Here is an 18,496-nt window from a genome sequence, read left to right as displayed (position 1 = left end):
ACACCTATTTCGCAAGGGCAACGTACTAAAGTATTAGATCAACAAGGTGGCGGAAGTAAGGTTGACATGAGTGAAACGAACAATTTATTGCAAGCACTAATACAGTTAGTTGCACAAGGACAAGTGATTCAAATGGTGGTAGAGAAGTTGGAAGAAGTATCTACGACGAAGTAGATAGCATAATGAACCACAATTTTAACCGTGGAAGCATTATGAGTATGAAAGGGGGTGGTTAAGCTGATAGGAATTAATGCATTAAAGGTAAATGGGAAATCAACAGCTGATTTTCCTTTTCCTGTTTATGTAGAAGTGAATGATGGTTTTCGTTTTGCAAAAAAGAAAAATAAATTGATTGAAACAGATTACTCTACAGGTGCCATTAAAGAAACTGTCAATGCTTGGTCACCCATTGAAAAAATTTACGAGCTTTATTGTCCAACAGCAAGTTTAAAGGACATGAGAAGAATCAAACTATGGGCAAAGGATAGCGGTCAGTTGATTGCAGCAGATGAGCCAGATGTCTTTTATGAGATTTTAGATGTAGACATTGGCCATAGTGTAATTGATAATATTGCAGGCTATAGAATAACCATTACATTTATGACGAATCCTTTTGGGTATGAGATCGAACAAAAAACAAGGTGTACACAAATGGTTCTACAATAGTCAATCATACCAATGCACCAATGTATCCAAAGATTATTATAATGGAAATAGTAACGTGCAAACGTCTATAAAGATAGGTAGCCAAACGGTTTATTTGAAAGAGATCATTACTAAACTCATTATTGAAAATAAACCTTTAGAGCAGAATATCTATGATCAATACAATTCACCTATCAATAGCGTTATGAGGGGTGATTTTTTTGAGTTACCAGAAGATAGCAGTTTGAAAATAACCCTAGGTCCAGGAATTACGAATATTGAACTAGTAGAAAGGTGGGGTTGGCTATAATTTACTTGTATGAAAGTACAACTACAGACTTCATATACAACGGCCAATCTTTTCCAAAAGCGTATGAAGTAACTGTAGACAGAACAATTAATGATGAATTTTTTGTCACTGGAAAACATCCACTGGATGAAAATAACCGGTATAAGTTAATTCAAAAAGATAAAATCATTAAAGCTCATACTCCTGATGGGATGCAGCCATTTAGAATCATGGATGTAAACAAAAGACTAGGCTACGTTGAATTTGAAGCGTGGCCTTTGTTGTATGCAGATTTAAGGAATAAGCTAATAAAACCTTTAAAATAAGCAATTCAAGTGGTCAATCAGCATTAAATGCGTTTATAAATAATTTATTACTAGGTACAAAATTTTCTTTCACTTCTAATATTTTAAGCGCTCATGATTTTAGTGTGAGAGATGAAACGGATGCACAAGAAGATCCTAATCAGCTATACGATGCTTTAGAAGTTTTTAAAGAATCGTAAATCGTTGGAGTGGCGAAATAATCATTAATGGTTATGACATCCGCTTGGTTAGTCGGCTTGGTAAAGATACAGATGCATTGCTATACGAAAAGAAAAACATAACTGATTTTGTAGATAAAGAATCCATTCAAGGAATTGTTACTCGTGTTCACGGAAAGTCAGAATGGACGGAAGACGGACCAGATGGGAAACAACTAACTAAAAGAATTAAAACTACGGTAGATAGCCCATTGATTAATGCTTATAGCGGAATTGTATTCGAGCAACAATTTACAAATAACGATATACGCACAGAACAAGAATTGAAAAACTGGTTAACCCTTAAATTTTCTACTGAAAACATTGATAAGCCATCAAGAACGATTGAGTTAGATACGAATATTGTCGATGAAACTGAAGTGGCTTTAGGTGATAAATTAAACCTTAAGTATTTAAAACACGATGTAGATATGCTGATTCGTATGACAAAATATCAGTATGATGGTTTTAACAATAGATACATCAAATCTTTGTCGGGGATGCCTTAGAACACTTTACTGGATCCGTGCAAAATACAATCTCAGTTGTAGAAACGAATATTAAAAATTCTGTAGATAAGTCAATTGCACACGTGATTATCAATCAGTTAGGTCAAAAATGATTTACAGTGAATATGAGCCAGAAGGTGACTACAACGAAGGTGATGTCTGGTTTGACAACAAAGGTGGCATGTTTATATGGAATGAAGAGTCTGCTAATTGGATTCCCCATCCTTTTAATAATCGAATGGATGCTATTGGCCAAGAAGTTAAAGCTGCAATAGAACAAGCTGACCTCGACCGAACCAAAGCAGAACGAGACTTCGAATCAGCCAAGCAAGAAGCCAAACAATACACAGAAGCCAAAGCACAAGAATTCGACAACCAATTACTCATTGTTAATCAAAACGTCCTTACAGCTACTAATTCGGCTAATGCTGCAGTACTAAAAGCAGATAAAGCAATCGAAGATGCTGGATTCATGAGAGTGGATGTGGATGCAGCCAAAGTAAATGCAATCGATGCGTTAACAAAAGCTCAATCAGCTACGGATAACGTAAACAGTCTTACAACTAGTTATGATGCATTAACTCAGACAGTTGGTTTTAAAGCTGAGAGAACACAAGTAAATGCCATTAGTGGAGTAGTAGATCAGCATGAGTTGAAAATATCTGCTAATTCAACAGCTATTGCTGCCAGATTAACTTCAGCTCAGGTAGACAGCTTGGTTGCTGCTAAAAAGTATGTAAATGAAACAACCCTAAATGCTACAGCTAATGGTTTAAGCACTTTAATTACACAAGTAGTACAGATTTAAATACCAAAATGGCAGAAGGTGATATTTATATAAGGGGTACAGGTTGGAATAGAATGGCTAACCGAATTTTAATGGTAAATGGTAAAACTATTTATCATTATGATATAGGTTTGAGGGTTACAACTCTAAGAAGGACAGATTTATCAACTGTGTTTGATGGGACTTACGACATATATAGTGGTGACCATACCATCGCACAAAACCAACTAGCAGACAAGCTATGGATTGGATGATTCGGTATTCATTATATTAACCTCTTATGATGCCATAAATATAACGACCAGTCGTCTGAGAATCGCTTTGGAACGAATTGGTGGTACAGGTACTCAGATTCAAACACCCATTCATAGGTCACCATTTGCGTTATTAGGAATTGCTGGAATTGGTAAAGGTTCAGGAATAGAAATGATTTCAGGAGTGTCAACTGACTCACCATATGCTGAAATAGCTAGTAAGGTAATCAATGGAGTACCGCAAGGAATCAATAATATTGGTAATGCAACGCTTGAGAAATTCACAACTTTAGAAGCAACTGTAAATGGAATCAATACAGTTGTAGGGACTAAAGCAAACCAATCTCAAGTCACTCAATTGGCTACTCAAGTCAGTACGAAAGTTGAATCAGCTACTTATAACAGTAAAATGACTCAACTAGACAGTGCTATTAACCTAAGGGTTGTTCAAGGTGATGTCACAGAAGCTATTTTATCAGATAAGACAGTAAAAGATACTAGGTATGACAATCAATTTCCTAGCTGGTATTATGCAAATTATCCAAAGCAAACAGTCGAAGAATTCAAACTAAGAACAACAGTAGGTATTATTAATGGTTCTGCAAGCTATGGGCAATTAACTACAAAAGTACCATGGGATGATTCAAGTGGTGGTGCTATCACCCAAACTTTTTCATCTGGGGATGGCGTATTCCAAAGAATCAGTAATGGGGATGGTTCTTGGCTGGCGTGGGACAAAATAGCTGAATCGGGTAAGCTAATCAGTCAAATCAATGTATCTACTGAAGGGATTCTATTACAAGGTAAAAGGATTCAGCTAGATGGCGATGTAACGATGACTAGTGCATTTGTAGATATTTTGGATGTTAAAACACTATCAGCCGTTTATGCAGATCCCAACCATAAGAAATAAAGTGTTGATTACGGATGCTATCACTACTGATATGATAAAAGCTGATGCAGGACTATTTGACAAAGTCTTTATCAATGATGCAGTCGTTCAAAAATTGACTGTTAAGTCTTCTTTTATCAGCTCGGTTAAAGCAATAGACATTACAGCTGATAAAATAACTGGTGGCACAGCTAACTTTGCTAATTTCAATGCGATTAATTTTAATGCAAACAGTATTACATCTGGTACAGTATCTGGTGCTAGTTCGACATGGAATTTAAATACAGGTCTTATGAACTTCACTAACCCGTCTACAGGTGATTTATTGCAACTCATGCAAAGAAAATCAGATTCCAAAATGGCGCACAAGGTCGTTATTTAAAGTATCAAAGCGAGGGATTGTTGCTGCAACCTTTTGCAAGTAATACAGGAACTTCTAAGAATACCGCATTACATTTAATTGGTGGTGGACCAGGTTCATATCAATACATCCAATTCGTTTCGCAGGATTTAAGCGGAGTAAACATGCGTTTACAAGCTGAAGGGCAAAACATGACGGCTTTCCACGGATCTACTGGATCATTCATTGTTTCTAAATACGGTGATAGTACAGCTACAGGGACAGTAATATCTGGAGGATATGAAACGCGTCATCCAACCGGTATAAGTTTAAGAATTGCTGGTAATTCTATTTCAACTCCTCGTGATGGAGCGAGAGATATATACATTACACCACAAGGTACTGGAGCAGTCGTTTCTGGCGCAGCAGATGGCACTAGATACAACTTTGTAGCGAGTGATTTTGTTAAACAATCTTCTCGAGATACGAAAACGAATATTGTTCCTTTAGAAAGAGGACTAGATAACATAAGACAATTAAGACCCGTTTCTTATAACAAAATTGATAAGTTGAATCAAGGTATCTTTGAAATCGAAAAGGGTTTTATTGCTGAAGATAGTCTAATGGTTGCTACTGTAGATGGTAAAGGAATATACGATAGTCATATTACTGCTTATTTAGTTAAAGGAGTTCAAGAACTAGATCAAAAAGTAATCGCGATTGATTCATTAGCAACAACAGCTAATTCCACTGCAAACGATGCTATGAATATAGCTATTCAAGTAGATAGTGAAGTTCAGCAAATGAAAAATAAAATAATAGTGTTAGAAAAAGAAATCAAAACATTAAAGGGAGCTGTTTAAATTTATGAAAACAATCAAATTAAAAAATAGTGAAATAGTACCAGTTTATAACGCGTTAGAAAATATCACGGTGCAAGGGCGTCAAAGCTAGACGTGGTAAAGGTAAACTTCAAAAAACATTGAGTGCAAAAAACAAGGAATTTTTAGAAGATTTAGATGATATACGTTCGATTATTTCAAGAAAAAAGACGATGGTACTTTTGCTGAAAAACAATGGAAAATTAATTTGGTTGGATAAATACAAAGATGACCCAGAGCTCAAAAAGAAAGCCAATGAGCAAACAAAAGAATTGAATAAAGAAGTGATCGGAATTGATTTGGTGGAACATGAATCTAAAATCAAGTCCTTTTTTGATGCTTTAGAAAAAGATGAATTTACTGGTAAAGAAGCGTTGAGAGACGAAGATTTTGAAACATTAATGGAATTGTTAGAAGAAGCTTTTGAAGCTAAAGAAGATATGAAAGAGGAGGAAAAAATAATATGTTAAAAACAGTAATAACCCTCACAGCTATTGGGGTAGCCGTGAAGGTCGTGTTAAAGAAAAAAAGCATTAATAAATGGTAAAAACTCAAAAATTTATTCTAATGGAATATACAAATTTAAACCGTTAAAAGAAAGCGTTCTGTCTCCGTTATCCGTTAAGGGTCTACTACTCCAAAATTCTCGTTGCTTTTCATCAGAGAAAGTAAACCAGACCGTTTTCGTGAAGCGAAAACTACTTTAAGTTCTGAATTACTACCAATTTGAAAAAGCTGTTTTAACTGGTGATTTTGTATCTACTTGATGATATCTGGACATATCATATTTATGGGGAATTTGGTAAACGTTTGCCATATTTATCACCTCTTTATAAATTATTTCAGCAGGCCACTTGCTGATAAGGAGATTATCTCACTAATAAATAACTAATGAAATAAAAAAATAGAAAGAAGGAAATTATTATGTTAAAAACTACTAAAACAAATCACACTTACAGGAAATGCAATGATCAATGAACAAAATGTAATGCAACTTACGGCTACCATTCCTAGTGATACAGGAGTAGGAAGTATCAATCAATATGTACAAAACGCTGCCTTATACGAGGCTAACAAAGCTCAAATCAGACGAGATAATTGCTGAATTCACTGCTTTAGTTTATGAAGTTGAAGATGAAATGGCTGCTGAGGCTTCTGTAACAGAATAAAAAATAGTCCTACTTTTTTTAAAAAGGTATTGTTATACTTAGTAAAAAGAGGTGTGATAATATTTTGGAAAAAATAATAAGTTGGATTTTAAGTAACTCGATAGACATTTTCACTTTTTCAATTGCTATAGTAGCAGTATTTTTCGCTTGGAGAGCCAATAAGATATCTAGTGAAGCGAATAAAAGGTCAGATGAAGCTAACCGACTATCTAGTAAATCAATAGCTATTAATTATGATGCAACATTTAATAGTTTCAATATTCAATTGAGAGAAAATAAGTCAGTGGTTATGAAACTTAAGGATAACTTCAAAGAAATTAAATCACAAAATAAAGAGTATATGTACCGGTCTACCTATTGGATTATTGAAGAAATCGTGAAACTACAGTCACAAAAGAAACACATGAGGCCGTCTGAATATCATTATCATTATGAAGAGTTAGAAAGTTTAGGAGAAGATATAAAGAGTAAATGTGAAAGGTTGAAAAAAATTGTAGACTCGTCTGAAGAAAAAAAGTTTTTTTGAAAATGAAAACTTCTCAAATGTGTATAATGAAACGCTAAGGGATTTTGATCTAGTCATAAGAGGATAGAAGATAAAATATCTAAATAAGTTTTAAAAACTAACAAAGGTAGTCGTTAACTCGGCTACCTTTTATATTACCTAAGAGTGGCCAGAAATGGTTGCTCTTTTTAATTTGAGAAAAGGAAGGTGAGAAATGGAAAATACAAGATTAAAAAGAGAATTGATTGTAGCTAAAAACAAACGACCATCAGATTTTTGGGGGTTTATGGTTGCATTTACCAGCATTCTTCATGGATCTTTTTTGTTTAAATTTGCTGATTATTTAACCGCACATGCAGAACCTTATTTGAGTAGATTACCCGGAAGATGGATTGGCTTAATTTTGTTAATAGCAGCGCTTATAAAACTAATAGGTTTGTTGTTAAACAATAAGCATTTAAAAGAGTGGTCAATCTGGATCTTAAGCGCCATATGGGGAGGGTTATGGATAGTTAGCTTAACATTCGCTTTTGGAACAGGTTATCCAGACCCTTATCATACATTCATGTTTTTTGTATTCGTGGCTTGTTTGAGGGTCTCTTTGAAAGGAGACTATAACTATGACGTTTGAACAACTACTTGTTTTATTGATTGGAGGAGGAGGAGCTGCTGGTCTTTTATCTGCATTTTTTACACGTAAGAGCGGAAAAGAAAAGACAAATATTGATTTACTGGATCGAGCGTATAAAGAAATTGAAAGAATAGATAAAAAACTAAAAGAAGCTTATACAGAATTGGAACTGGAAAAAGGCAAAAACGAGAAATTAGAAACAATTATTGAAGACATGGAAAAAGACAAGTTTAATTTAGAACAAATTATTATCAAATTAAAAGAAGGTAGGGATAAATAATGGATGCAATACAAGATGCTTTATTTAATGGAATGGCTGCAGTTGTAGTCGCTTTAGTCGGATGGTTAACTACTAAGCTTGTTAATTATTTAAAAGAGTTAGGAAATACGGAGAAATTAGCAAATAAACAGTATCTAGTAGATATTGCTGTCAACGCTGCTGAACAAATTTGGCAAAATGAAGATGGTGCAATCAAGTTGGCCAACGCTCGAAAAGAAGCAATCAAATTATTAAATGAAAATAAAATAAATATCACAGATGCAGAATTACAAAACTTAATTGAAGCATCCGTAAAAGCTATGAATGATGCATTCAACAGCACCAAAGTTGGAGTAATTGAATTGAAAGAGGAGGGAAAATAATGGGTACTGTAAATAGACTTAATCGCGATGATATCGTAAATGGAAAAGCGGGTAAACGTCCAGGTAACCCAAAAGGAGGAGTTATTCATAATGATTACGGCGCAATGACACCTCAACAGTACACTCCTTGGCTAATTACTCGTAAAAATAACGGACAACTAAATTTAGGGTTTGCCCCATATTATATTAACAGTTCTGCTATATTAAGAGCAGATAATACTAATAATAAAGCTTGGCATACAGCTAACAACGAAGGAAATGCTTGGTATCTAGGGTATGAAGTTGTACAAAGTTACTACGGAATCATTTCTGATAAAGAATTTATTAAAAATGAAGATATGACTTTACGACAAGTAGCAGAAGATTTCCATTACTATGGATTGAAACCAAATCGCGACACAATTCGATTGCATAGCCAATTTTCTTCAACGTCGTGTCCACATCGTTCATGGGATTTGCACGGTAAATCAATAAATGCTGTTAAGGATTACTTTATCACTAAGGTTGCTAAGTATATGTCACTAGGTAAAACAGTTGAAGAAATGCTTAAAAAACGAAGGAGTATCTGATCCGGTTGCAACAGTTCCAAATGCAGTAACACCTCAACCAGATGGAAAAACCGTTAAAGTTGGCAAGCAAGCAACTCATTGGGAAACGGGTTCAACTATTCCTAAATTTGTAATTGGCCAAGTTTACGACGTATTAGCTTCTATGCCAGTTTCTAAATCACGCTCTAAAAAAGCTTATTTAATTGGTAAAGGTAAAGTTGCTACTGGATGGTTATTGGAACAAGATGTGGACGGATTCAAAGCTGCAGGTGGTGGAAATACAAACAAAGCTACTCCTACAACTAAACCAGCAATTACAGGAACAACAACAGAAAACTCAATCAATTGCTGGTGTTCAGATGTTCTTGAATCGTTGGTTTTATGGGGGACTAATTGTTGATAATTTAGCTGGTTCCGCAACAAATAAAGCATTGATTAAAGCATTACAAATGGAATTGAACAGCCAGTTTAATGCAGGACTTAAAGTTGATGGATTATGGGGAGCAAAAACAAAAAATGCTTGTATCACGGTTCGTGAAGGAGCAAATGGTAACCTTACTCGTTTAATCAAAGCTGCATTAATTTGTAAAGGTTATGACGTAAAAGGTTTTGACGGTAAATTCGGAGACGGATTAGATAAAGCTGTTAAAAAGTTCCAAAGCGCTAAAGCATTAAAAGTAGATGGTCTAGTAGGACAAGGAACATTCGAAGCATTATTTAAATAGACACAACTTAACCCTATCACTTGATTGAGATAGGGTTATTTAGGAGGGGTTCAATGTTATTCTTAAGCGATTTAATACATCTAACTCAGGGGGAGCTATTGATTAAGTACTGGTGGTTATGGCTAGTTATTGTGATTATTGCTATTAAATATGAATTATTCAAAGATAAACATGATAAATTCTGAACCAAAATCGTTTATTTGAAATATAGCATCTTCACCAGAATTACTACCTCCAAGAGACAAACCGTTAATCTGCTTTGAAACAAGACCATAATTATTTAATCTATTTAAACTACCTTGAGCCAACTCCATACTGAAGCTAAAACCTTTCACAAATTCTTGAGGATTTCCGATATTATTCTTATTTTGATATAGAGAGTACAAAAATTTTATCTCTAGCTCTGTTAAGCTAGGTAAAATTTGTATAAAAAAAGATTCATTTTCAAACGATTGTTTATTAGAATTCAACAAAATATTCTTGTATGCTTTTCGGTAATTACCACTTTTAGATTGGGAGCTAACTTTTTCAACCTCATCGTTTATTGATTCTAATAAAGATAAAAATTCTTCTCTATTGGGTATATCATAAATATTTGGTAACATTTCCTTAACAGATTCTAAATCGTCACTCAATTCTTCATAAAACATTTCTATTCTTTTAAATCTTTTCTCATTTTTTGATCCAAAATACAGAGTTTGTAAAGCACCCCCAACAGTAGGAATACTTGCTATACCTGCTTCTATAACAAGGTCCTTGCGTTCTTTCCAACTCAATTTCTCATCTTTATCCATATTAACAACTCCCTCTCGTTTGATTATATAATATTAGACAAAAAAGAACTAAACAAATAGAAAAAAAGCCATCTCTTAATTGAGGTGGCTTTTTTATTTTATAATTAAGAACCTATAAATATTTATCAATAATTCTATATATTTCATTTAATTTATCAGGTATATCTTTACTATATAAATTATCCATGTATTTTTTGTGATGATTTTCAAAACCACCCTTTTCAAAAGGCAGTTCTTTCCAAAAGAGTTGTGGTGTATAATTTCCGAGGCGCATTTGACCAACTTTTCCAAGTCCTAAAATAGAAGTTTTATCATAGTTAAAATCATTTATTCTATAAACTTTTTTTGCATGTTTTGTGACATTCCAAGCATATTTAAAAGCATGAATAATTTTATTTTCTTCTTCAGTACCATTTATTTTATTTAAAGCACTACCAATAAATGATAAAGTAATAAACATTTCTTCTTCTAAAATCAGCTCAAGTTCTTTGAAGGGCACATCTTTTTTATTTGTTGCTATAAAAAATAGTATTATCAATATGTTTTTTAGTAAGTATTTTTAATTGAGTATTTTCCAAGTTGTATACCCCACTTTATAAGAATGAATTTTTTAACTATATTAATTTATTTCCTAAGTATAGAATATAAGTTTAAATAAATACAGTTGATTCATTCTAAAACATAGTTTTCTTAAATGGTAGTCGTCTACCTTTATAATCCCATAATTGACCTAAAAGAGTAGGTTGACTGTCAATCTTATATTCTTGAATAAACAATTGCTTACGATCATTAATAATACAATCAACGGTTAAACCAGTACCATTCTCAACTTCATATACAAATTTAAAAGCTTTCCGTCCAGTTATCAGTAAATTTTGAATCTTACCATTAACATCTAAAGCAATATAACAAAAGGGGTAACCATGTTTTGTGTTAATTACTTTAACATCCGAAACAACTTTACCAGTAAACATTGCAGCGTTCATGATTCTTCATCCTCCTCCTCCTTTAGTAGTTCATCTAGTTTATCCTCAATAAGTAGCAACGCTGATTCACTTAATCCCCAAATATCATCCACAATCATTCCTCCATTTCGATAGTAATGATAAATGCATTGAAACCACATGGAACGCCATCTAGTCTGTATTTTCCAATTTCACCTAGATTAATATCAGTTGAGTCTGCTGAGTATTTGATATTATATTCTTTGATCTCTGGATGAGAAATTTTACTCAGTATGTAATCAGATTGTTCTCTAGTTGGATATGCTTCTTCAAAACACATTTCTTTTTCATCTATCATCATGTAGTCCTGGTTGAATTCTTGAATCTTCATTTTTTTCATATCGTTCACCTCGTGTTTATTATACGAACAAACGTTCGGTTTGTAAAGAATAAAATACCCTCACTGGATGAAGGGTGAGGGTAAGTGAATTAGGGTTACTTATAATATATGCAAACTATCTCAATTGATTTATTTATGTTAATATTATTTTATCATCCTACTCGCTAAGGTTTAGAACCTCCTATATAATAGGAAGGTTCTTTTTTTACGAAAACCATTTTTCTTTTTTAAATCAACTACTATTTATAAATAGTTTGCACTAATTTTGAACTAAAGCTTATGATTAATTGATGCAACAGTGTTTTCTAAGCCGGCAAGTGGCTTTGATTGTTATATGATAGAATAAAGTTATTACCTTTCTGGTTGAATGTAAAAAAAATAAGCCCGCCCGACTTATGTTAAAAAGTTCCGACTTTGTTCCGACTGAAAATAAATACCAATCAATTCATATCCACTTTATAAAATAAATAAAACTCAAAAACTCAATAAACACAAGATTTAAAAGGTATTAGAGAATATTTAAAATTCATATTTCAGCTTGAGGGGCTGGTCAGGGTAACCCTGGTGGAAGTTCGACTCTTCTCGGCCGCATTGATATATCAAGGTTTGCGAGACATCTAAGAAGTTCTAATCTTCTTAGATGTCTTTTTTTATAAAAAGTTCCGACTTTGTTCCGACTTGAAAATTTAAATCCTTGCCGGATGCAATATGGATGAAGTTTGTTCCATTACTTTGATAGCTGATTCTTTAGTAGCGTGAGTGTAATGTTTCGTCATTGCTTCATCCTCGTGGCCCATAAACGCTCTCAATGAGTCTCCATCAACTCCAACTATGTCTGAGGCACTAGCGAATAGATGACGGAGCATATGAGGTGAAATTTTAACGCCTGATTTTTTTGTTACAATGTCCATTGCTTCATTCATTTTTTGTAAATGAACAGGATTGCCTGATTCGGAATCAATAAAAATAAAATCATTTTGATGTAAGATAGATTTTAAATTCTTTTTAATTTTTTTTGCATACTTAATCTGAGCTCTCAATAATTTAGTACCGTAAGAATCAACAATAATTATCCGTTCCCCTTTTTCGGTTTTAGTCTTACTTCCTTCCTTATACTTTCTAGTTCTTGAAGTAAACAAGTCTACTTGTGCAATTTCTACACCATCTCTTTCAAAGAAATGAATAGCATTCAATTTAATTCCGTATATTTCTCCGCGTCTAGCACCATATGATCCTAGATAAACCATTGTATAAGTGTCTTTAGGAAGAACATTCTCAGCAGTATCTATAAAAGTATAATACTCTTCAATATTTACAATCTTTTTCTTAGGTTTGTAGCCTTGTTTTTTTAAGTTAACTTTGAGTAGTCTGTTTTTATCCAGGTAATCTTCAGCGACAGCATCATTCAAAACGGACATAAATAATCTATGGTAACCTTCTACAGTTGCTTGACTATAGTCATGTTCTGTATACTGATTATTAACCCATTTTTGGTAATCGATTCTTGTGATTTCGGACAGCTTTTTAGCCCCAAATGGCTCTACCACTTTATTGAATCTATCGTCATTTGTTTCCAATGTATTCTTATTCCAAAGTGATGCAGCTAGTTTGAATTCTTTCATTTTTTCATAGTATTCAATTAAAGTGTACTCTTTAATTATGGACTGTGATTCTTCTAATAAATCATTATCAATTTTATATATCCATTCATTATAAAGGGATTTTGCTTCAGCAATGCTATTTAGTGCACCTTTTGAAAATTCTTCTTTTTTTCCATTAATCGTTACGTTAAACCGCAACTGGTATTTGCTGCCTTTTTTTGTTTCATATTTGTAAATGTTTCGATGCTTTGTTTTAACTGTTTTTACCATGTTCATTCTCCTTTCGATCGCCGGGCGGGGCTTACAAAAAGAGTTTGGTTTAAACAACTTTTTTATGCTAATATAAAGGTACAGAAAAAAGACCTTTAGTAGGGATTCTTAATTGTTGCATCACTCAAACTTTGGTCGGGGAGAGTGGTGTTTAAATGTTAGTAATATAAACTGCATTTGGAGGTGAGAACATGATGAAGACTATTAAAAATACATCAATAAATCTATTAAATCAGATTGCTGTATCAAAACATGAAAAAGAAAAACATCATGCAAAATTCTCAAATCTTAACAAATCCACAATTGCTAATCATAAAATTGACTATGAAAAAATGAAAAGTGATAATAAAAAGATGCAACACAGAATTAGAGAACAAATGAAGCATAATTAAATTAAAAAATACTCAACACTAACTGCCTGTATAATTCTTACAGGTAGTTCTTTTTTTAGGCCGTAAAAATTTTGTAAATAATTCATAACTAAAAAGCTTGCACCTGCGTTTATTAAGTCTGATGTTAGTCTTTCATCGTCAGTAAAGTAATTACTTACATCTCCTGTATCCATTATCAAAGTAGGATCATTTATCACTTTTCCAATTACTTTAGCAGAAACGTTTTGAGATAAAGTTAATAGTAAAGTATCCGTTTTTAAGAAATTTTTATTACATATTACCAGATCGTTTTCTTTTGAAAAAAATAGTACGTTATTTTTAAATATTTTATTTAAATGAATACTAACTAATCCAACACGTCTAAAATTAAGAGAAGATGCATATATTGCTATAAACTCCTTTGCGTCCGCTTGATTTTCGAAGAAAGATAACTTTTTAATATTTTTAACAGCTACTTTTGCAGCTGACAAATCGCTAATTATCTTATCATAAGTAATCTCTCTATCATGAGTAATATAATAATTTGCAAAAAGCAATATTAACATTCCTTCATGATCATAAATATCTGTATGTTGATCGTAATCAAAGTATCTGAAATTGTTTTCTATTTCTAAAAAATCATACTTTTGGAAATCATATTTATCTTTTAATAATCCCTTATCTCTTAAAGAATCTATTACTTCAGAATATTTAAATCTATTTAATGCAAATTTAGTTGATTCTGACACTCCTTGTGATTCTGAAGTAACTACTGCGGTTTTATTTGTATCTGTAATTGAAGAAGACCCAGAAATTTGTGCTTTTAAAACTACCGCACTAGCTGTTACAGAGGGTTTAATACCATCTGTTGATGAAGTTGTTTCAGAATTATTTTGAGAAATACCAGATTGTGATGAATCATTAAATATTTGTTCTACAATTTCTTTTTGGTAAAGTTGGGCATATAGATTTTCTACAATATCCTCGTCAATATAAAGAAAATCTCTTAATTGTTTAGTCAAAATTAATTCCTCCGTTTATCCTAAAATATATTTTTTTATTCCTGCAATTAAACCACATGCAATAATTAATGTAATTAAACTTTGAATTTTAATCCACCTCTTCCTTATTTTTAGATATTAATACTTCTATACCAGACTTAGTTTTGCCAACAGTGTTATTATATTTATCTACATAGACTGAATCAAACAATGGGGCAGATATATCATCAAAGTTAACAAAATCTTCTGCTTCTAAATCCTCATATTTTTTTATATTTCTTTGTTATATCGAAAGGTATAATTTTGTTTTCAGTCATGGATTATCACTCCTTCTATTTAAATTCATCAAATCTTTCTTCGTTATATAAAACTGTTAACATAAAAGGTTTTTTCTCCTAAAACATCTAATAATACTTCGCTCTTTACTGAAGTAGAAATACCTAAATCTTCATAAATGACAAATTCTTCATTTGCTTCATAGGATCCAGTTGATGCAATATCGTAATAATAGTTTTCAATTAAAGAATCAATAGATTCGGATTCTGGGAATTCAAATAATTCTAATATCTTAGAAATATCTACTTTATCTACATTACTGAAATTTATCTGTTCAATTCCTGATTCTTTGTTTGGTATTACAGTAGTAAATTCCCAATTTTATATACGTTCATAATTTCATTGAAATATTCTTCTTGTCTTTCTTCAACCTCATTTGCTATAGAAAGTTTTTGATTGATATATTTAGCACTTTTTTCAGCATTATCTTCGTTAATCCCATTATTACTACAAGCTGATAGTAATATGACCCCTATTATTCCTAGAAATAACTTTTTCATCCTTTTTATCCTCCAAATTTTTTAGTTATTTGTATGCGGAGAATTAATCCTATTGTAAATCCTCATATTTTTCATATTTCTTTGTTATAACAAAAGTAATAATTTTATTTTCAGTCATATTATCGCTCCTTTTTATTAAAACAGAATTGCACCTAGTATAAAAAGAATAAGGATAGGTATCGTACACCCTAAGATCATAGAATTACCAAAACTATTCATGGTGGCTCCTATTTTTTGTCCACCGTTACCAATATTTTTCCAGCGTATTTCCTATCTTTGTAAAAGAATTTTGGTCAATTTGACTTTTTCCTAAAAGCTTCAACACTCTTATGATTTTCATCTATTTGATAACCGCTATTTTCTAATGTAACTATTGCTTCATTTGAATATATTATTCCTTCTCCCACATTCTCGACAAAAACCTTCACCTAGTACATTAACTTTGCATCTTGGACATCTAATATCATGTAATTCCAATATTTTTCCCTCCTAATTTCTAAAATTTCATACCAATTGGAGTCATAGCCCAAACTAATTTCCCTAATATTGATATGCTTTCACATTCACCTTCACTACAATCGTAAGTTTGATTTTGATGATCTGGATTAGTGGATTCAGGTTGCAACATAATAGCATCGCCTAATTTGTAAAATCTCTTTAGAGTTGCTTCAGTATGATTTAACTCGAACTACGCCTATTTCTCCATTTTCTAAATTATCACAAGGATCAAATTAATACATAAGATCCATCCATAAACAATTTATTCATGCTATCGCCTTTAAGTTCTAAAAGGTAAGAATTAGGGTATCTTTCTCTTACTTCATAAGGAACTGAGACTAATTCTGGTACATCGAACATCTCTAAAGGTAAACCTGCTGCTACTTTTCCTTTTAGTTCTATGAATGCTGGTTTGTTAACAATCATCTGATGTGCACTATTTTCTGATGTCAAATCAGAAATATTAACCCCGAAATGATCAGACAATTTCTGTAAATTGCCACCGCGGGCCATTTTCTTTCCGTTTTTCCAGTCATTAACTGTTGAGTATGCAATACCTGTTTTTTTCAGATACTTCAGTTGCTGTTTCTCTTTTTAATTCCATTAACCTATTTAAAATTTTTAGAAAAAATAATCTTTATATCTTCATTCATTTTTTACGTCTCCTTTTAAAGACCTCTTGTGTATTTGATAATATTATAATAACGCATTAAGCATTACAATGCTAGCAAAAAGAAGAAAAAAAACATGCTTTTAGCGTTAAAATAGTTGCTTTAAACGCTAAAAGCGGTATATAATGAAATTATCAATTAAGAAAGGAGTTATAGAATATGACTACAAAGGAAAAAAATACCATATTATTTAAAAATTTACTTTAGCCAGTTTGAGAACAAGAAAGGGTTGGTCTCAGAGAGAAGCAGCTAGCAAGCTGGGTATGGGCAGAGATACCTTAAAGATCGTATGAAAAAGATAGTAGTAAGTTAGATTATGAAACTATAGAGAAAATTGAAAAGGTCTATAACATTCCTCAGGACTATATTTTTTTTGGAGAAGATACCGCTTTTAGCGTTATTCTAGAAAAAGATAAAACCTGATTTGATTTTTAAAATAAAGGAGAGTGATGACATGTCGCAACTACAAATTTTTAAATTTGAATCGACCGAAATAAGAACTCAATTAATTTGATGATGATCCTTGGTTTGTCGCTAAAGATGTTCTGTGATATTTTGGATATTTCAAATAGTCGTGATGCAGTTTGGCAGGCTTGATGATGATGAAAAAGCTACTGTCGGTTTAACCGACGGCAGCCAAATCAGAAATTATTCAATCGTTAATGAATTCGGATTGTATAACTTTAGTTTTATCAAGTCGGAAGGCAGAAGCTAAAGTTTTTAAACGATGGATTACTCATGATGTTTATTCCTTCCATTCGCAAGACTGGAGGGTATCAAGTTTCAAAGGACCCAATCCTAGCACTTAGATTGATGTTACAAGCACTGAAGAAACTAAAGAAGAAGTTGAAGACGTTAAAAATAGAGTTGTGAATTTAGAAGAAAACACTTCAATTGATCCAGGTAAATATAGCTACATTGGAAGACGTTATCTCGCAAAAGGTAAGACAAGTTGGCAAGGAAAGAAAATGGACCATGAATAAAGAGCAACTAGCTTTATTATATAAAGATTTAAATAAAGCAGTTGCAGAAGTTTCGGGAGTAAGGACAAGAGCACAGTTAAGAGAAAAGCATTTTGATAATGTTATTGACCTAATTGATGATTGGGAGCCATCTACAGCTACAAGAATGCTTGTATTAGGTTTAGAAGATGATGATGCCTTTCCAACAGCAGAGGAGAGTAAACGATGAAAAAAATAGCAGGAATACTAATAACCCTCACAGCAATTGGAGTAGCCGCGAAGGTTATGCATAAATACATTGAAATCGAATTTGTTGATTAGATGTTTATTGAAATTTCTTGTCCGCATCTCGAACATTTAGTCCGACTTGCATAAGTAGTCGGAAGCTTATGACCGCAGCTAGGGCAAATAAGATTCTTGCGAATCGCTCTATTAACATCTCGTTTAATTTGTGACTTGCTCGGAGTTTTAATTTTCACTTTAACTCGTACCATATAACAATCACCTCATTTCATTCAAATTTTCTTAAAATTTACAATTAACCTTTTGGCGGAAATGGATCATTGCCGTAACTATCTCTACTTTGAATTTGCCCATTCTTACCATGTATAAATAATTCGGAGTTTTGATTCTTACTGATTTCTCTAGCTAAATTTACAGCTTCAGCTTTAGTTCCAGTGTGTTTTGTAGCTTTAGTGTTATTGCACCTTTAACATTCCAGCCACCATTTGGATCAGGTACTACATGTTGGTTCTTTCCCATAATTGTATTCACCACTTTTCATTTGTATTTTAAATATTTTTGAAGG

At 32.6% G+C, this 18,496-nt stretch carries 31 protein-coding genes and 1 pseudogene; 22 read left to right on the top strand and 10 right to left on the bottom strand.

Annotated elements, in window-relative coordinates; all coding sequences use genetic code 11:
* The first annotated feature begins 228 nt into the window (after window positions 1–228).
* The 18 genes from BLT48_RS01370 (at window position 229) to BLT48_RS01295 (ending at window position 9,340) form a co-directional block, all read left to right on the top strand.
* Window positions 229–666: a hypothetical protein gene (locus BLT48_RS01370; protein WP_089974635.1), complete on the top strand. Its 438-nt coding sequence runs from the start codon at window positions 229–231 to the stop codon at window positions 664–666.
* 55 nt (window positions 667–721) lie between these two features.
* On the top strand, window positions 722–955 hold the full coding sequence (locus BLT48_RS01365) for a hypothetical protein (RefSeq protein WP_089974633.1): 234 nt from the start codon (window positions 722–724) through the stop codon (window positions 953–955).
* Window positions 946–1,260: a hypothetical protein gene (locus tag BLT48_RS01360; protein WP_089974632.1), complete on the top strand. Its 315-nt coding sequence runs from the start codon at window positions 946–948 to the stop codon at window positions 1,258–1,260. Before BLT48_RS01365 ends, BLT48_RS01360 begins: the two co-directional genes overlap by 10 nt.
* 172 nt (window positions 1,261–1,432) lie before the next feature.
* A complete protein-coding gene (locus tag BLT48_RS01355; RefSeq protein ID WP_143019093.1) occupies window positions 1,433–1,966 on the top strand; it encodes a phage tail spike protein in 534 nt (177 codons plus the stop codon).
* A gap of 109 nt (window positions 1,967–2,075) precedes the next feature.
* On the top strand, window positions 2,076–2,774 hold the full coding sequence (locus BLT48_RS01350; protein WP_089974626.1) for a hypothetical protein: 699 nt from the start codon (window positions 2,076–2,078) through the stop codon (window positions 2,772–2,774).
* Window positions 2,775–2,782: 8 nt separating this feature from the next.
* Window positions 2,783–3,007: a hypothetical protein gene (locus BLT48_RS13755; RefSeq protein WP_176944038.1), complete on the top strand. Its 225-nt coding sequence runs from the start codon at window positions 2,783–2,785 to the stop codon at window positions 3,005–3,007.
* Window positions 3,000–3,920 (top strand): hypothetical protein, encoded by a 921-nt coding sequence (locus BLT48_RS01340; protein WP_143019092.1) that lies wholly within the window; start codon window positions 3,000–3,002, stop codon window positions 3,918–3,920. Before BLT48_RS13755 ends, BLT48_RS01340 begins: the two co-directional genes overlap by 8 nt.
* On the top strand, window positions 3,895–4,281 hold the full coding sequence (locus BLT48_RS01335; protein WP_218123350.1) for a hypothetical protein: 387 nt from the start codon (window positions 3,895–3,897) through the stop codon (window positions 4,279–4,281). Before BLT48_RS01340 ends, BLT48_RS01335 begins: the two co-directional genes overlap by 26 nt.
* 17 nt (window positions 4,282–4,298) lie before the next feature.
* The gene (locus BLT48_RS01330) at window positions 4,299–5,102 is read left to right on the top strand and encodes a tail fiber domain-containing protein (protein WP_218123349.1); all 804 of its coding nucleotides are present in this window, start codon (window positions 4,299–4,301) and stop codon (window positions 5,100–5,102) included.
* Between the two features lie 119 nt (window positions 5,103–5,221).
* Complete coding sequence (locus BLT48_RS01325) at window positions 5,222–5,590, top strand: hypothetical protein (RefSeq protein WP_089974613.1); 369 nt, start codon at window positions 5,222–5,224, stop codon at window positions 5,588–5,590.
* Between the two features lie 573 nt (window positions 5,591–6,163).
* Window positions 6,164–6,289 (top strand): hypothetical protein, encoded by a 126-nt coding sequence (locus BLT48_RS14275; protein ID WP_280513120.1) that lies wholly within the window; start codon window positions 6,164–6,166, stop codon window positions 6,287–6,289.
* Between the two features lie 64 nt (window positions 6,290–6,353).
* The gene (locus tag BLT48_RS01320; RefSeq protein WP_089974610.1) at window positions 6,354–6,815 is read left to right on the top strand and encodes a hypothetical protein; all 462 of its coding nucleotides are present in this window, start codon (window positions 6,354–6,356) and stop codon (window positions 6,813–6,815) included.
* A 193-nt stretch (window positions 6,816–7,008) separates the two neighbouring features.
* A complete protein-coding gene (locus BLT48_RS01315) occupies window positions 7,009–7,425 on the top strand; it encodes a hypothetical protein (protein ID WP_089974606.1) in 417 nt (138 codons plus the stop codon).
* Complete coding sequence (locus BLT48_RS01310; protein WP_089974602.1) at window positions 7,415–7,705, top strand: hypothetical protein; 291 nt, start codon at window positions 7,415–7,417, stop codon at window positions 7,703–7,705. The genes BLT48_RS01315 and BLT48_RS01310 overlap by 11 nt, the downstream gene beginning before the upstream one ends.
* On the top strand, window positions 7,705–8,067 hold the full coding sequence (locus BLT48_RS01305) for a phage holin (protein WP_089974599.1): 363 nt from the start codon (window positions 7,705–7,707) through the stop codon (window positions 8,065–8,067). The genes BLT48_RS01310 and BLT48_RS01305 overlap by 1 nt, the downstream gene beginning before the upstream one ends.
* Window positions 8,067–8,636, top strand: coding sequence for a peptidoglycan recognition protein family protein (locus BLT48_RS01300; protein WP_089974596.1), 570 nt, complete (start codon window positions 8,067–8,069; stop codon window positions 8,634–8,636). Before BLT48_RS01305 ends, BLT48_RS01300 begins: the two co-directional genes overlap by 1 nt.
* A complete protein-coding gene (locus BLT48_RS13750) occupies window positions 8,602–9,015 on the top strand; it encodes a hypothetical protein (protein WP_176944037.1) in 414 nt (137 codons plus the stop codon). The genes BLT48_RS01300 and BLT48_RS13750 overlap by 35 nt, the downstream gene beginning before the upstream one ends.
* Window positions 8,981–9,340: a peptidoglycan-binding domain-containing protein gene (locus BLT48_RS01295; RefSeq protein WP_176944036.1), complete on the top strand. Its 360-nt coding sequence runs from the start codon at window positions 8,981–8,983 to the stop codon at window positions 9,338–9,340. The genes BLT48_RS13750 and BLT48_RS01295 overlap by 35 nt, the downstream gene beginning before the upstream one ends.
* A 155-nt stretch (window positions 9,341–9,495) precedes the next feature.
* Here BLT48_RS01295 and BLT48_RS01290 read toward each other — a convergent pair whose 3' ends face one another.
* From BLT48_RS01290 to BLT48_RS01270, 5 genes are all read right to left on the bottom strand, one after another.
* The gene (locus BLT48_RS01290) at window positions 9,496–10,134 is read right to left on the bottom strand and encodes a hypothetical protein (protein ID WP_089974590.1); all 639 of its coding nucleotides are present in this window, start codon (window positions 10,132–10,134) and stop codon (window positions 9,496–9,498) included.
* A gap of 112 nt (window positions 10,135–10,246) precedes the next feature.
* Window positions 10,247–10,672 (bottom strand): hypothetical protein, encoded by a 426-nt coding sequence (locus tag BLT48_RS01285; RefSeq protein ID WP_089974587.1) that lies wholly within the window; start codon window positions 10,670–10,672, stop codon window positions 10,247–10,249.
* Between the two features lie 136 nt (window positions 10,673–10,808).
* Window positions 10,809–11,120, bottom strand: a complete 312-nt coding sequence (locus BLT48_RS01280; RefSeq protein ID WP_089974584.1) for an ssDNA-binding protein — start codon at window positions 11,118–11,120, stop codon at window positions 10,809–10,811.
* Window positions 11,121–11,214: 94 nt separating this feature from the next.
* The gene (locus tag BLT48_RS01275) at window positions 11,215–11,478 is read right to left on the bottom strand and encodes a hypothetical protein (protein ID WP_089974581.1); all 264 of its coding nucleotides are present in this window, start codon (window positions 11,476–11,478) and stop codon (window positions 11,215–11,217) included.
* Window positions 11,479–12,164: 686 nt separating this feature from the next.
* Window positions 12,165–13,349, bottom strand: a complete 1,185-nt coding sequence (locus BLT48_RS01270) for a tyrosine-type recombinase/integrase (RefSeq protein ID WP_176944035.1) — start codon at window positions 13,347–13,349, stop codon at window positions 12,165–12,167.
* A 194-nt stretch (window positions 13,350–13,543) separates the two neighbouring features.
* Here BLT48_RS01270 and BLT48_RS01265 point away from each other — a divergent pair, with 194 nt between their 5' ends.
* Window positions 13,544–13,741, top strand: a complete 198-nt coding sequence (locus BLT48_RS01265) for a hypothetical protein (RefSeq protein ID WP_176944034.1) — start codon at window positions 13,544–13,546, stop codon at window positions 13,739–13,741.
* On the opposite strand, the gene BLT48_RS01260 is transcribed toward BLT48_RS01265, so the two are convergent.
* From BLT48_RS01260 to BLT48_RS01250, 4 genes are all read right to left on the bottom strand, one after another.
* Window positions 13,738–14,742, bottom strand: coding sequence for a hypothetical protein (locus BLT48_RS01260; protein ID WP_089974572.1), 1,005 nt, complete (start codon window positions 14,740–14,742; stop codon window positions 13,738–13,740). The genes BLT48_RS01265 and BLT48_RS01260 overlap by 4 nt on opposite strands.
* 614 nt (window positions 14,743–15,356) lie before the next feature.
* Window positions 15,357–15,557 carry a putative periplasmic lipoprotein gene (locus tag BLT48_RS01255; RefSeq protein WP_089974570.1) on the bottom strand — a complete coding sequence of 67 codons (201 nt, stop codon included), beginning with the start codon at window positions 15,555–15,557 and terminating at the stop codon, window positions 15,357–15,359.
* Window positions 15,558–16,053: 496 nt separating this feature from the next.
* Window positions 16,054–16,185 (bottom strand): hypothetical protein, encoded by a 132-nt coding sequence (locus BLT48_RS14270; RefSeq protein ID WP_280513119.1) that lies wholly within the window; start codon window positions 16,183–16,185, stop codon window positions 16,054–16,056.
* 98 nt (window positions 16,186–16,283) lie between these two features.
* Window positions 16,284–16,610, bottom strand: coding sequence for a LexA family transcriptional regulator (locus BLT48_RS01250; RefSeq protein ID WP_280513121.1), 327 nt, complete (start codon window positions 16,608–16,610; stop codon window positions 16,284–16,286).
* Between the two features lie 328 nt (window positions 16,611–16,938).
* Between BLT48_RS01250 and BLT48_RS14425 the strand changes: the two genes are divergently transcribed.
* The 3 genes from BLT48_RS14425 to BLT48_RS01240 all read left to right on the top strand — a co-directional run bounded on the left by BLT48_RS14425 (window position 16,939) and on the right by BLT48_RS01240 (window position 17,917).
* A complete protein-coding gene (locus tag BLT48_RS14425; RefSeq protein ID WP_369332860.1) occupies window positions 16,939–17,019 on the top strand; it encodes a hypothetical protein in 81 nt (26 codons plus the stop codon).
* A gap of 254 nt (window positions 17,020–17,273) precedes the next feature.
* Entirely contained in the window at window positions 17,274–17,441 is a 168-nt protein-coding gene (locus tag BLT48_RS13745; RefSeq protein WP_176944033.1) for a BRO-N domain-containing protein, read from the top strand.
* Window positions 17,442–17,620: 179 nt separating this feature from the next.
* Window positions 17,621–17,917: an ORF6C domain-containing protein gene (locus BLT48_RS01240; protein ID WP_089974561.1), complete on the top strand. Its 297-nt coding sequence runs from the start codon at window positions 17,621–17,623 to the stop codon at window positions 17,915–17,917.
* 309 nt (window positions 17,918–18,226) lie between these two features.
* Here the strand turns inward: BLT48_RS01240 and BLT48_RS01235 are convergent.
* Window positions 18,227–18,450: pseudogene (locus tag BLT48_RS01235) on the bottom strand (DUF2188 domain-containing protein).
* Window positions 18,451–18,496 lie beyond the last annotated feature (46 nt).

The sequence above is a fragment of the Carnobacterium viridans genome, from assembly GCF_900102725.1.
GTDB classification, from domain to species: Bacteria; Bacillota; Bacilli; order Lactobacillales; family Carnobacteriaceae; genus Carnobacterium_B; species Carnobacterium_B viridans.
Note: the sequence above shows the minus strand (reverse complement) of the source record. Positions and strands in the feature narration are given on the sequence as shown.